Here is a 13,825-nt window from a genome sequence, read left to right as displayed (position 1 = left end):
CGCACTGGTCACCCGATTCGCCCGGTGCTGCGGCGAGTCGCATTTCAAGGTTCCCGACTGTCCGTGGACAAACACGTGGAGCGGGTGAGGAGGTAGACGGCCTTGGACGTCTACGAGGCGGTCACGAGCCGACGGGCAGTGCGCGGGTTCACCGACCGGCACGTGCCGAGGGAGGTGCTGGAACGCGTGCTGTCCGCCGCGGCTTGGGCACCATCCGGGTCAAATCTCCAGCCGTGGCGCGCCTACGTACTGACCGGCCGGCCGCTGGCCGAGCTCAAGAGACGTGCCGGTGAACGCGTGGCCTCATGCGACCCTTGGGACGAGCGGGAGTACGAAATGTACCCGTCCGCGCTGAAGTCTCCGTACCGCGAGCGCCGATCTGCCTTCGGCCGTGAGCGCTACAGCGCACTCGGTATCGGGCACGAGGACTGGGAGGCGCGCCAGCGGGCGGCTTCCGCGAACTGGGACTGCTTCGGCGCGCCTGCCGCCCTGTTCTGCTACATCGACCGTGGCCTGGGGCTGCCCCAATGGTCCGACGTCGGCATGTACCTGCAGACCGTCATGCTGCTGCTGCGCGCCGAAGGGCTGCACAGTTGCCCGCAGATGGCGTGGTCGGTGTACCGCAAGACCGTCGCGGAGATCCTCTCGCCCCCGGACGAGCTCATCCTCTTCTGCGGCATGTCGATCGGGTTCGAGGACGCCGCGGTGGATTACGCCCGTACGGGCCGGGCGCCACTCGAGGAGATGGTCACGTTCATCGAGGACTAACTTGGCGCTTACAGTCCGCGGTCGAACGTAACATCGAACTTGGTGTCGCTTTCGGCTGAGTGCCTGACGCGAGAGCGGCCTTCGCCTGACCCTGCGCTCCGTCACAGAGCCTTTCCAACCTCACGCTGAGGCGTGATGAAGGACGAAGAGGGTCTGGACGATCGCTGTGATCCGGTTGGTGCTGCGGCGGAGTTTCCGTAGAGACGCCGGCTCTTCAGGGTGGCCATGCCTGCTCGCCGAGGCAGCGGATCTTGGCGTGTGTGCTGTTGTGCCGGTGCTGCCACCGCTTGGGGCGACGGTCACGGAAGGGCATCGGGATGGAGCCATCGGCGCCCTGGTATGTCTTGTCGGCCCAGCGCTTGAGGCCGGCGTCGGTGAGTGCGTCGACGATGCCGTGGGTGCGGGCGGCGGTCAGGTCGTGGGTGGAGCCGGGAAGTGCGGGCGAGGCCCGCAGCAGGCGGCCGAACGGGTGGGTGAGGACTTGGACGTTCATGTCGTGGCGCTTGTGTTTGCCTGAGTGGTACGGGGTGTCTGCGGCGATCCGGTCGATCGGCAGCAGGGTGCCGTCCAGGATCACGAGCGCCTTGGTCCGCGCAATACGCATCGCCTCGGCCAGGGTGGGCGCGAGCGCGGCCAGCATGTCGACGGCTTCGCATATGTAGCGGTACGCGGTCGCGATGCCGATCCCGAACCCAGCGGCAAGCTGGGCGCAGGTGTCACCACACCGCAGATGGACCAGGGCGAGGAGAGCCTGGCGGCCGGCGGTCAGACGCCGCCACCGGGTCCCAATCTCCCCTCGCCGGGCAACGAGTCGTCCGGCCAGGTACCGCAACGCGCGGCTGGACAGGCCGATCGAATGGGGTCTCCCCCGCTCGAGCGGAGCCGAGAGCTTGAAGAAGGGTAGACAAGCACACGAAGCTCCTGGCAGACGGTAGATCTTGGTCGTGAACCCGTCTACCAGGAGCTTCGTCGTTCCGTAGATCCGCCCAACACGCAACCAACACCGTCAGGTTGGAAACGATTCAGTGCTCCAGGCCGCTCAGATCTCTGGGGTGAACCTTCTTCTCGTCCAGGATGAAATCATCCACCTCGGACCGGGAGGGCCCGCAGTCAAACGGGATGAAACCGATGGGGCTTCCGGTCGCGGCGGCCTCGATCTCCCGCCGGCGGCCAGGGTGGCAGGAGAATCACAGATCGGGAACACCGCGGCGGGACAGCTCGGCAGCGACGGATATCACCGCGTTCAGTTGGCCGGAGTGAGGAATGCAAGCGAAGAGAGTGGGGCCCTTCGGCGGATTCATCAACGGAGCCTCCCTTGTTCTGACTTGATGTGATCGAACTGTGCGAGGTGCTGAGTGATCGCGCCGCACGCCTGGTCGCCGTCAGCGCCGGGCATGGACCCGGATCGCGGACACGGACGGGGTCATGAGGATCTCGCAGGCGTATCCGAGGCCGCTGATCGCCGCGGCCAGCCACGCGGAGTCGGTGGCGAAGTCGACGCCTTCCCCCCATCTCGACACCGGCGAACTGCTTGTCGAGCCCGGCGGTCGAGACGAAATATGCCCTCCGCGCGGCCCGGGTCGTCTCTGCGAGGGTCTCCGAGACGTGATGCCAGTGGCAGGACTTGCCAGACATCAACATTGACGGCGCTCCGGGCGGAGGCGTCGGCGACCGGCAACTGTGTTCCGCAGAAGCTCGACATCAAGGTGTCCCCCCCCAGTCGCGCAGCGAGGACCGGGTGCCGGGTGCCACCGTGCGCCACCCGGGCAGCGGGCCGGTGCCGAGCAGCCAGGTCGTCCCGTCCGCCGTATCAACGCACCACTGTTCGATCTCGATGAGTTCGCCCTCACCGGTGCCGGTGTCCGAGGCGACCGCCTCGGCCGCGCGTTCGTGGACGCGGCGTCCCGCCAGGCGCGCACCGCCCTCGCCGCCCTCAGCATCATGTGGCGGGTGTTGAGGAGTTGGCGCTCTACGGCCTCGACCAGCGACGCCGGATCCTGGTCGTCGCGCTTCGGCGGTGACCGCCGGACGGGGGTGTTCTTCTCGGTGTGCCGCAGATCCAGCACCGCGCTCACCAGGCCCACATAACTCGCAGCGAAGGCGGCGTGCTCGGGGTCGCCGGCCGCGCGGCGGTCCCGGCACCGCGCCCGGGGTCGTCATCGAATTCCCCGTTCCCCTCGCCCGGCCGTCGGGTCCGTCTCGCGATCCCGCGCGTCACTGATCTGACACACCATTTTCAGCAGGGACCGCCCGCCTATTTCCTCGCATTCCAGCGGGGAACCGCCGTCCAGCAGAAAGCGCACGCTGTCGGACCAACGGACCGGCTGCACAAGCTGATCGCAGAGCGTCCGGACGATTTCGCTCTCCCGGTACGGGAGTCCGGTGGCGTTGGCGATCACCGGTGTGTGGAGTTCCCCGAACGCGAAGGTCTTCAGATACTTCTCGAATTCGATACGGGCCGGGTCCATGTACCGCGAGTGGAACGGCCCGCCGACCCGCAGCGGGACGAAGCGCACCCCTCGGCGTGCCAGCGCCGCGTGTGCGGTGCGCAGTGCCTCGGCGGGGCCCGCGATGACGGTCTGGGTGTCGGTGTTGAGGCCTGCCAGGTCCACCGCCTCGACCCCGTCCTGCCGGAAGACGTCGAGAAGCTTCTCCACGGGTAGGTCCAGTACGGCCGTCATACCGCCGCCGGAGGCCGCCGCCATGAGTTCACCGCGCTTTTTGACCAGTCGCAGACCGGTCTCGAAGTCGAAGGCTCCGGCGGCCAGCAGGGCGTTGTACTCGCCGAGGCTATGCCCGAGGTAGCAGTCGGCCCGGCGCTCCTCCCGGCGCTCCCTCTCGAAAAAGTGCAGGGCGTTGACGACGAAGAGCGCGGGCTGGGTGTACTCCGTCCGCGAAAGGACGTTGTCCGGGTCGTCCCGGCAGAGCGCGATGAGGTCGTATCCCAGGAGGTCGCGGGCGAACTCCGTGAGTCCGGGATAGCGGTCGAATAAATCCGCGCCCATTCCCCGGGACTGCGCTCCCTGCCCGGGGAAGAGAACTGCAAATGGCATGGCGTCTCCCAGAACAGAATCCGCCGAAAAACCCGATCGGTTTTTCGGAAACATCGTTTCCTGGTGGCGACAAGGGTGGTCTCCACCGGATCTCCGAGGCGTCCTCGGTCTCACGTCCCCGATGCCGGTGCGGCGACGGCGTACGGCCGTGCCCGGGACCCGCTGTCCGCGGTGGTGGCGAGGGCGACGGGGCCGAGTACGTCGAACAGCAGTAGCGCGCTCTACAACCGCAGACAGTTGCCCTTGACCGGCCGGCCCAGGAGGTGTTCCGCCTTCCGTATCCGGTAGGCGACGCGACTCTTGGCGATGTGCAGCCGGCCGACGGCGGACATACTGCGTTCCGTGTCCAGGTAGCACTTGACGGTGGCCCTCAGTTCGGACATCCCGTCGTCGGCCAGCGGTCCGAGTTCACGGTGGCCGAACGCGGCGCTGCGATCCCGCCGCGATCTCAGCAGAATGACCAGCTCCAGATCGGCGTAGTTGTACGGCGACGACCGGACGACGGCGCCGGGACCGGCCGCGCGGATCAGCTCGGCCGTCTCGCCGGCCTGGCGGTGACTGGTCCGGAATCCCTCGGTCCCTTCCCCCGGCAGGCCCGCCGCGATGTGCACCCCCGCGTGCCCAGGACGTCCGGGGCGCCGCGGCGCGGCGCGACCGCCGGAGCAGCAGGGGGTCTCCGCTGACCTTCGACCCCCGGGCCCACAGGGTCGAGAGACCCACGGGCAGGTTCTGCCGGATGCACTCGCGGACGGACTGGCCGATGACGTCCGGAAGGTCGTCGGTCGGAAATCCCGCCAGGGATCGGAGGAAGGGGAGCGCGAGCGCCTCAGCGCAGCGGGCGGTCAGATCGTCGGGGATCCTGGACGGTCCCGCGGACCGGCCCGGGGCGGTCGCGTCCGTCGGCCGGGCGGTCTCCATCACCCGGCCGACGGCGCCGACGCCGATCTGGAGCCGGGCCTCGCGGAGGGTGGCCTCGTCGCTGACCGCGGCGACGAGCACGGACGTGTCGCGGGACCGTAAGCGCCGGACCCACGGATGTTCCACCATGAGCCTGTGGCTCGCCGGGACGCCGCTCATTGGTCCACCGCTCACCGTGTCCACAGGGATGCGGGTGTGTCGTCCGGGCCCGGCTGCGGGGTCACGTCGTAACCGACCGAGATCACCGAGCGCAGCACGCTGAGGAATGCCTTGGCGCGACCGCTCATGGCGGATCCGGGCATGATGCCCACACCGAGGGACGACGAGGCCAGGTCGTCGACGATGTCGACCGCGCGGACCCTTCGGCCGTCGAACGTGGTGACTGGCGAGGCGCGTTGGTACATCAGTGCGAATCCGAAGCCGGCGGCCACGAGCCCACGCATGGTCTCCTGCGTCGTCGTCCTGATCACCGGGGGCATCGCGACGCCCGCGTCGACGCACAGCTTCTCGAAGTGGCGGAGGAGCGGTGGGGAGTCCAGGGTGACAAGGGGCCGGGCGACCAGTTCGCCCAGTGAGACCCGACCGTCATCGGCCCCGGGACCGTCCTCGGCCACGAGGGCGTGGACCGGTAGCTCGACGAGCGGGTGGAAAACGGATTCCTCCGCCAGGAAGTCGTAGGTCACGATCATCTCGCATCGGCCAGCCCGCAGGAATTTCAGGATTTCCTCGGCGGATTCCTCGTGCACGTTCAACTGGAGCACCCCATGGCGTTTTTCGATCAGCCGGCAGACCAGCGGCCGGAGGAACGGGGCGATCGGATAGAAGAAGCCGACATCGAGGGGACCCGTGATATCGCTCGCCAGGGAGTCGCTCTGTGCCTTGAGGCTTCTGGCCTGCCTCAGCAGTAAATGGGCTTCGTGCAAGAGGTGGCGCCCGCTGGGGGTGAGGCTCACCCCCCGGGCATGGTGGCGAAGCAGCAACTGGACGCCGAGATGGCGTTCGAGGCGGCGTACGGCCGACGACACCGTCGACTGCGAGGTACAGAGTCTCTCCGCAGCCTCGGATATGTTGCCGAGTTCGGCGGAGACCACGAAGTACTGGAGTTGGGTGAGACTGAATCCCAACTGATCGGTCATAGCACGCATCCGGCGAAAACCTCCTGGAGGGTAACACTCGAACTTGGGTGCAGATCTTCTGAGAGGGCTGTCGATCAGTCGGTGGGTATGGGCTGGTCGCGTTAACGCGTCTGGTGGTTGCGGATGAACTCCTGCTGCTGGTACAGGCACCTCTTCCACCGTCTCCCGCGCGATCTGCAGCCGCGTCAGCTGCTTCTCCGCGCGCGACAACTCCTCCGACAGACCAGCGATCTGCTCACGCAGCCGCTCGGCCTCGCCTGCGCCTCAGCCCGCCTGGCCTCCAACGCCTCCATCGACGACGGCACACCGCACCCCTCTGGCTCAGCATCGGCACGTCTCACGGCTGGCTCGGCCCCGGCGACGGCAAAAGTCGGCACGACCGGCCACATCCCGAATCTCTGCGAATCACCCTAACGAGGCACCCTCAAAAGATGTGTGCACCTTTTCGGACTTTACGTCCAGTCATTTTCTTCCTGCGAGGGACTCAAGGGAAATCGGCTCCCGGGGCTTTCGACCGCCTGGAAGTTCCCGGGCCTGTCAGCTGTCTCCTCGCCGCCGCCAGAACCGCCCTGTGCCTCTCGCTGCTGGGGACGGCCGCCGCGCTCGGCGTCTTGTCCGGGGCGGGCCACCCGCTCGCCCATCCGGCGCAGACGGTCATCGTGGCCGCAGGTGACACCACCGCCACGGACCACGAGACCGAGTGGCTCCGAGCAGCGGACACCGCTTCCGTGCGGCCCGGACCCCCGCCGGGCCGCACGGAAGTTCTCAGAGCAGGCCGTGCAGCCGTAGATCCGTGACGTACTTCCGGATCAGGTCGGCCGACAGATGGGGGATGTCCCCGTCGGATCCGACCTTTTCGGCGCGTACGGCGGCGCGGAACCGCTCGGCGGGGAGTGCTGAACCGCCGGGCGGCGTCTCCGGCTCGGCGAAGGCGTGCAGCAACGGGAGCAGCGAGTGCCGGCGCTGACGTTCCGGCAGGGCCCGGAGCGCGACCGTGCAGCGGGTGAGCCACTGGGCGTGGTCGTCGATCCGCTGGACCGAATGGCCGGCCTCGATCAGCCATTCGACACAGGTGTCCAGCGAGACACCGTCGTCGTGCGGGTTGACCACGTTGAAGATCCGGTAGCCGTAAGTGGCCAGCGCACCCAGCACGGTGACGGCCTCCGCGGTGAAGTCGACGGGCAGTCCGCCGTAGTGCGCGCGTGCGCCGCCGCCGTCGCCGTAGAACGAGCCCGGCGCGACACCGGTGGCAAGCAGGCTCAGCAGCAGACGGGTGAAGGTGTCGGACACATTGAGCTGCCCGGGGTGTGTGCTGTGCGCGAGGATGTTGTCGGACCGGAAGACGGCGACCGGCAGACCGCACCGGTCGTACGCCTCCCGGAGCAGGACCTCACCGGCCCACTTGCTGGTGGCGTAGCCGCCCGCGTAGCTCTCGTCGAGGTGCCGTACCGGCCTGATGTCTCGGATGTCGGCGTCCTCGTCCAGGGAACCGCCTGCGGTCCCGAGGCCCACGGCGACGGTCGACACATAGGAGACGGGCTTCAGCCGTGCGGTGAGGGCGAACCGGATCACCTCGGCCGTGCCGGCCACATTCGGGCCGAACAACTGGCTGTAGGGCAGCAGATGGTTCACCAGGGCGGCCGAATGGACGACCAGGTCCACGGTCTCGGCCAGGGTGCGCCAGGTGTTCTCCTCCAGTCCCAGCAGCGGCTCGCCGACATCCCCCGCGAGGACGTCCAGGGTTCCCTCGGCCAGGTCGCGGAAGCGCCGGGACAGTTCGGTGTCACCGCTGCCGAAGCTCTCCTCCAGCCTGCGTCGGGCGGCGGCCGGGTCGCCGCCGCGCACGATACAGACGAGCCTGCCGCCCGCGGGCGCCAGCCGGCCCAGCCACTCCAGGCACAGGAACCGGCCGAGGTAGCCGGTGGCTCCGGTCAGCATGACGGTCCTCGGGGGGCCGTCGGAACGCGGCAGTTCCGCCGCCCCGGCCAGTGTGGCGGCGTCGATGAACTTCTCCAGAGTGAGGTCGGCGGCGCGGACCTCGGTGCTGTGCTCGCCGTGCACGGTGGCGAACGTGGGGCACCCAGCGCGGGCGCGGCGCCGCGCCTCGATGTATCCGGCGACCCGTCTCAGATCGTGGGCTGGGCTGATGATCACCCCGACTGGAACCTCCACCTGGAAGATCTCCTCCAGCAACCGGGAGAAGGAGAGCGCGGACAGCGAGTCTCCGCCCAGGTCGGTGAAGTGGGTGTCGGCGCTCGGCTCGGCGTCCGCGCAGCCCAGCAGCGCCTGGGCGGCCCGGCTGACGGTCTCCGCCACCGGCCGGTCCGGCCCGCACCGCCGTACCTCGCGCAACTGCTCGGCGTGCCCCTCGGCCAGCTCGTCATACAGGCGTTCGAGAGTGGCACCGTAGCGTTCCTTGAGCCGGACGCGCGGCAGTTTGTGACTCTCAGTGTAAAGACCGTTCTCGATGCTGAAGGGCTCGGCCTCGATCAGGAAGTCCCTGGGGATCTCGTACGAGTCGAGGCCGGCCTCCTTGGCGGTCCGCCGGAGCGATTCCGCGAGCAGCGACTTGAGGGACGCGAGGTCGCCTCCGCACCCGGCCAGCGCGTCCGCGGTGGGTACCACCACCGCGAGCAGATAGGCACGCTCACTGTTGCCGTACACATAGATCTGCCGGATCAGCGGGCCGCCCACGAAGACCGCCTCCAGGCGGGAGACGGCCACGAACTCCCCCTGGGACAGCTTCAGGGTGTCCTTGGTGCGATCGACGTAGATCAGCCGGTCGGGCCCGGTCTCGGCGAAGACGTCGCCGGTCCGGTAGTAGCCGTCCTCGTCGAAGATCGAGGCGGTCAGCTCGGGGCGCTTGTAGTAACCAGTAATGAGTGTCTTGGACTTGAGCAGCAGTTCGCCTCGCGGATACGGCAGGTCGGTGCTGTAGTAGCCGAGTTCGGGAACGTCCGCGAGCTTGTAGTCGATGACGGGCGGGCGCTGCACCACCGTGTCCAGGAGGACCCCGCCGGCCTCCGTGGAGCCGTAGCCGGTGTACAGGTGGAAGCCGAGACAGGACTCGACGAAGGACGCGATCTCGCCCGAGACGGGGGCAGTCCCGACGAACGCCTTGGCGACCCGGCCGCCGAGGAAATTCTCCCGGAGGTCCTTTCTGACCGCCGCCTCGACATCGCCGGGCTCCCCGGCCCGCCGGTCCAGTTCGGCGCGGTACCGCTCGAACAGCATGTCGCAGATCCGGGGGACCGCGGTCAACTCGGTGGGACGCACCAGCGTGATGTCCTCGAACAGCGTGGACAGGTCGCTGCGCGCGGTGAAGTAGCCGACACCGCCCTTGACCAGGGAGCCCATCAGCGCGTAGCGGCCGGCCAGATGGCTGTGCGGCATATAGAGCACGCTGACCGGAGGCGTGTCCGCCGCCCCGTAGCTGAACCCGTACCAGGCGGTGCCGACCAGCCGTTGGGTGTACATGGCGCCCTTGGGGGCGCCAGTGCTGCCGGAGGTGTAGATGAGCAGGGACAGCGGGTCCTCGCCGGGGGCGGCGGTGAACAGGGGCGCGGGCGGCAGTCGGCGTCCGCGGTCGATCACCTCGGCCAGGGTGTCCACAGCCACCGGCCGGCCGGCCTCGGCGAGGCGCCGCCGGGCGGCCTCCAGCGCGTCCCGCCCCTCGGGTCCGGGGCGCTGATCGAACACGGTCAGCCGCTGGACGGAGGGCGCCGCCAGGACGGCCGGGACCGCGACCTCCAGATATTCGGCGCTGACGGCGAGGACACGCGGTTCGGTCTCCGCAATGATCGGCCCGAGCTGCGACAGCGGCGCGCTGGACTGGAGGGGGACGGGTACCACACCGGCATGGATACAGGCCAGGTCGAGGGTCGCGTAGTCGACACTGGTGAAACCCAGGGTGCAGATACGGTCGCCCGGCCGCAGCGGGTACTCCGGGTCGTGGTGCCACCGGCTCGCGACGGCGCGGACCCGCGCCCACAGTTCGCGGTAGGTGAGGGTGTCGAAGCGCGGCAGCAGCTGTCCGGTCGCCGGGTCCACGGCGCGTTCGCCGAGGGCCGGGAGGTCCCCGTGGTTCTCGAAGATGGCCGCCATGACCTCAGCGAGCGCCTCGCCCAGGTCCACGGACGCCAGAACCTCGGCGAGTCCCCGGCCCGGCTCGGATGCGGCCGCGGTGCTCGCGTCCTGTGGTTCTGCCATGAACAGCTCTCCCTTGGCGTTGCGGCGAGGTCGCCGGGTCATATGCGAGCGGGTGGGCACCGGGACGGCCCGGCGGTGCGCCCCTGCCGAAGCCGGCTCCGGCACATGTCACGGTGCCGGGCGCACGGCGGGGTGTCTCACCAGCCGACCGGAAGTGCGGCCACGCCCCGAACGAGGCGCTCGGTCCGCCAGGCCAACTGGTCGGGCTCGACCGCGAGATGGAGTCCGGGCAGCCGCCGGACCAGGACTTCGAGCACCACGTTCAGCTCCATCCGGGCCAGTTGGGCACCGAGGCAGTGGTGGATGCCGAATCCGAAGGTGACATGGGGGACCCGCTCGCGCCCGAAGTCGATCTCCTCGGGGCGTTCGAACACCTCGGGGTCGCGGTTGGCCATGCCCAATTCGGCGACCACCGCGTCACCGGCCCGGATGATCTGCCCGCCCAGTTCCACGTCCTCGGTGGCGATCCGGGTGAAGCCGGCGGTGGCGCTGATCGGGATGAACCGGGAGAGTTCCTCGACCGCACCGGGGATGAGCACGGGATCGTCGACGAGCCGCCGCCAGAGGCCGGGCCGGGTCAGCAGGGTGTAGACGAAGTTGCCGATCTGGTTGGCGGTGGCCTCCTGACCGGCGGAGAGCAGGCTTACTCCGAGGCCGACGAGTTCACCCTCGCCGAGCGGTTCTTCCTCCTCCCCCGCGACCAGCTCGCCGAGCAGGTCCTCGGTGCAGGCCGTACGGCGCCGCGCGATCAGATCGGCGAGGTATCCACAAAGCTGCTCCCGGGCCGCGGCGGACTGCTCCGGGTCGGAGAGCATCAGCAGGCCGTCCACCCACTCGGTGAACCGGTCGTGGTCGGCCTTGGGCACGCCCAGCATCTCGCAGATCACGGTGATCGGCAGCGGCCAGGTGAGGGCCTGGGTAAGATCCGCATGGCCGCCGGCGGCCACCATGGTGTCGAGCAAGCCGTTCACGATCTCCTCGACGCGCGGGCGCAGTGTCTTCAGCCGGCGGGTGGCGAACGCGTTCGCCACCCGGCGGCGCAGCCGGGTGTGATCCGGCGGGTCCATGCTGAGCATCGAGGTGGCGGGCAGTCCGACCGCGACCGTGCGGGGCACATGGTCGCCCACGGCGGCGGCCCGGCTGAAGCGCGGGTCGGCCAGCACGGTCCGGACATCCGCGTGCCGGGTGACCAGCCAGCCGTCGCCGCCGAAGGGCAGACGCACCCGCAGCACAGGCTGCTCACTGCATATCTCGACCAGATTCGGGTCGATGTCGAGTCGGGTTATCGGTCCGAACGGATACGCCCGGAGGCCGCCCGCAGCTGTCTCGGTCATGGTGTCGGTCCTTCCAGGACTACGTGTGCTGAGGTCGGGTTTCTCCGGCGCACGGACGGGCCGGTTCCCCGCCTCTAAAAAAGCTGGTCGGATTCCTTCATCGAGGAAAGGAAGGGGCGGATTCCTTTATTCGCGAATGACGGGGCAAGATCCCGGCGTTCAGGAAAGTCCGGCCGTCTTTCCGCCGTCAATGACGATATTGCTGCCGGTGATCCATGAAGCTCGCGGGGAGACCAGGAAACCGACCGCTTCGGCGATGTCCTCGGCTGCACCGAGCCGCCCCAGCGGAATTTCCGCAGCCCAGTTCCCGGCGAGGGCTTCGAGGCCGGCCGGGTCGGCCACGCCGCCGAAATACTCGACTGCCTGTCCGCGCGCGATCTTCGAGGCGGGTGTCTCCACATTGCCCAGGCACACGGAGAGGACCCGGATGCCGTCCGTCGCCAGCTCGGCGGCCAGACCCTTGCTGTACGTCTCCAGCGCGGCCTTGGCGGCGGCGTAGTGGTAAAGGATCGGGTAGGCCGCGATGGTGGCGATGGAGGAGACATGCAGGACGACCCCGCCGCCGCTCTCGCGCAGCGAGGGCACCAGGGCCGCGTTGAGCCGGACCGCGGCCAGGAAGTTGATGTCCATCGTGTACTGCCAGTCCTTCTCCAGGTCCAGCACACTGTGGAAGGAACGGCAGCCACCCGCGTTGTTGACCACGATGTCCACGCCGCCGAGCGTCTCCAGCGCGGCGTCGGCGAACTCGCGCACCCCGTCGGAGGTACTGAGGTCGGCCTTGACGAAGGTGACGCCGGACGGCGTCCCCTCGTCCGGGTTGCGAGCGGAGGTGACCACGGTGGCACCGGCATCGAGGAGGTTGCGCACGATCGCGGCGCCGATCCCGCGGCTGCCGCCGGTGACCACGGCCCGCTTGCCTTCCAGCTCCCCAACGGACGGCGCGAGAGAACGGCCATGGCTCGTCATGTGGGTTCCGCTCTTTCTTTCTCGGGCAGCCCTGGGAACAGCACGCATCGTGCCGGAATTCCCTGGCTGCGATAACGAAATAAGTAGCGCACCAACTGCCCCTGTGATGCAAAGCCACGGGATCAACTGTCGTCGCCCTCGTGCACCGGGTCAACCCAATAATTTCGTTGCAGTGCATCGCATCATGCAATGCAGGAGTCCGCTCGTGCAGATCTGTTATTTTCCATCAGGGCGGTGTGGCCAAAGACGCCGTCGATCGGGCACTATCCAAGCGTGACCGAAGTACTTCCCCACCGGAAATCCTTCGTCGGTCCGCATTCGACTCGGAAGGAAACGATGGCCAGTCTCGATGAACCGTTCACCGTGGGCAGCCTCACGGTCCCCAACCGGATCGTCATGGCCCCGATGACCAGAACCGCGTCCCCCGGCGGGGTGCCGGGTCCCGATGTGGCGGAGTACTACGCCCGGCGGGCTACCCACCAGGCCGGACTGATCATCACCGAGGGCACCTACATCGACCGCCCCGCTGCCGGGGCCTACGACAACGTGCCCGACTTCCACGGGGAACGGGCGCTGACCGGCTGGGCCCATGTGGTGCGCCGGGTGCACGAGTCAGGCGGAAGGATCATTCCGCAGCTCTGGCACACGGGGCTCACACGTACCGCCACCGAGCCGCCCGCCGAGGGCCCGTCCGGCATAGGGCTGGACGGCGGGCCGGCCGGTGTGGCCATGACCCGGCGGGACATCGACGACACCGTCGCCGCCTACGCGGAGGCCGCGCGGACCGCCGAGCGGCTCGGGTTCGACGGCGTCGAGGTACACGGCGCCCACGGCTATCTGATCGACAGCTTCCTGTGGAGCGAGACCAACCGGCGTACGGACGGCTACGGCGGCAGCCCCGCCGCCCGCGTTCGGTTCGGCGCCGAGGTGGTACGGGCCGTCCGCGCGGCCGTCAGCCCGGGTTTCCCGGTCTTCTTCCGCTTCTCCCAGTGGAAGCTGGGCCGTTACGACGCCCGTAACGCGCGGAACCCCGGCGAGCTGGAGCAGTTGCTGGTGCCGCTGGCCGAGGCCGGGGTCGATGTGTTCCACGGCTCCAGTCGCCGCTACTGGCTCCCCGAGTTCGAGGGCAGCTCCCTCAACCTCGCGGGCTGGGCCCGCAAGCTCACCGGGAAGCCCGCCGTCACGGTCGGCTCGGTCGGCATGGTCCGGCAGTACGGCGATGGCGACTTCACCTCGGGCTTCACCACGCCGTCCGACACGACCGGCATCGACGAACTGCTGGCCCGGCTGGAGCGCGACGAGTTCGACCTGGTGGCGGTCGGCCGGTCGCTGCTGGCCAACCCCGACTGGGCGGCGCGGGCCCTCCGCGGCGAGTTGGAGTGGACGGTCGCGTACGACCCTGCCGTGCTCCAGAGCCTGGTCTGACGGCCGTCCGGCACCG

General features: G+C 68.7%; 9 protein-coding genes and 1 pseudogene. 2 read left to right on the top strand and 8 right to left on the bottom strand.

Going from position 1 to position 13,825, the window contains the following annotated elements; all coding sequences use genetic code 11:
- The first annotated feature begins 102 nt into the window (after positions 1 to 102).
- Positions 103 to 768: a nitroreductase gene (locus tag OCT49_RS33640; protein WP_283855571.1), complete on the top strand. Its 666-nt coding sequence runs from the start codon at positions 103 to 105 to the stop codon at positions 766 to 768.
- Between the two features lie 120 nt (positions 769 to 888).
- Here the strand turns inward: OCT49_RS33640 and OCT49_RS33635 are convergent.
- From OCT49_RS33635 to OCT49_RS33600, 8 genes and pseudogenes are all read right to left on the bottom strand, one after another.
- Positions 889 to 1,621, bottom strand: a pseudogene (locus OCT49_RS33635) (transposase family protein).
- Positions 1,622 to 2,150: 529 nt separating this feature from the next.
- On the bottom strand, positions 2,151 to 2,288 hold the full coding sequence (locus tag OCT49_RS33630) for a hypothetical protein (RefSeq protein ID WP_283855570.1): 138 nt from the start codon (positions 2,286 to 2,288) through the stop codon (positions 2,151 to 2,153).
- 636 nt (positions 2,289 to 2,924) lie between these two features.
- Positions 2,925 to 3,821 carry an ACP S-malonyltransferase gene (gene fabD, locus OCT49_RS33625; protein ID WP_283855569.1) on the bottom strand — a complete coding sequence of 299 codons (897 nt, stop codon included), beginning with the start codon at positions 3,819 to 3,821 and terminating at the stop codon, positions 2,925 to 2,927.
- 221 nt (positions 3,822 to 4,042) lie between these two features.
- Positions 4,043 to 4,432 carry a CdaR family protein gene (locus OCT49_RS33620; RefSeq protein ID WP_283855568.1) on the bottom strand — a complete coding sequence of 130 codons (390 nt, stop codon included), beginning with the start codon at positions 4,430 to 4,432 and terminating at the stop codon, positions 4,043 to 4,045.
- A 477-nt stretch (positions 4,433 to 4,909) separates the two neighbouring features.
- Positions 4,910 to 5,875, bottom strand: coding sequence for a LysR family transcriptional regulator (locus OCT49_RS33615; RefSeq protein WP_283855567.1), 966 nt, complete (start codon positions 5,873 to 5,875; stop codon positions 4,910 to 4,912).
- Between the two features lie 765 nt (positions 5,876 to 6,640).
- Positions 6,641 to 10,084: a carboxylic acid reductase gene (gene car / locus OCT49_RS33610; protein WP_283855566.1), complete on the bottom strand. Its 3,444-nt coding sequence runs from the start codon at positions 10,082 to 10,084 to the stop codon at positions 6,641 to 6,643.
- Positions 10,085 to 10,221: 137 nt separating this feature from the next.
- Positions 10,222 to 11,418 (bottom strand): cytochrome P450, encoded by a 1,197-nt coding sequence (locus OCT49_RS33605; protein ID WP_283855565.1) that lies wholly within the window; start codon positions 11,416 to 11,418, stop codon positions 10,222 to 10,224.
- Positions 11,419 to 11,577: 159 nt separating this feature from the next.
- Positions 11,578 to 12,384: an oxidoreductase gene (locus OCT49_RS33600; protein ID WP_283855564.1), complete on the bottom strand. Its 807-nt coding sequence runs from the start codon at positions 12,382 to 12,384 to the stop codon at positions 11,578 to 11,580.
- 336 nt (positions 12,385 to 12,720) lie between these two features.
- Between OCT49_RS33600 and OCT49_RS33595 the strand changes: the two genes are divergently transcribed.
- Complete coding sequence (locus OCT49_RS33595; protein WP_283855563.1) at positions 12,721 to 13,809, top strand: NADH:flavin oxidoreductase; 1,089 nt, start codon at positions 12,721 to 12,723, stop codon at positions 13,807 to 13,809.
- Positions 13,810 to 13,825: the final 16 nt, after the last annotated feature.

This window comes from Streptomyces sp. ML-6 (genome assembly GCF_030116705.1).
In the GTDB taxonomy this organism is placed as follows: Bacteria; Actinomycetota; Actinomycetes; order Streptomycetales; family Streptomycetaceae; genus Streptomyces.
The sequence above is the reverse complement of the archived record's forward strand: the minus strand, read 5'-3'. Positions and strand labels throughout refer to the sequence as shown.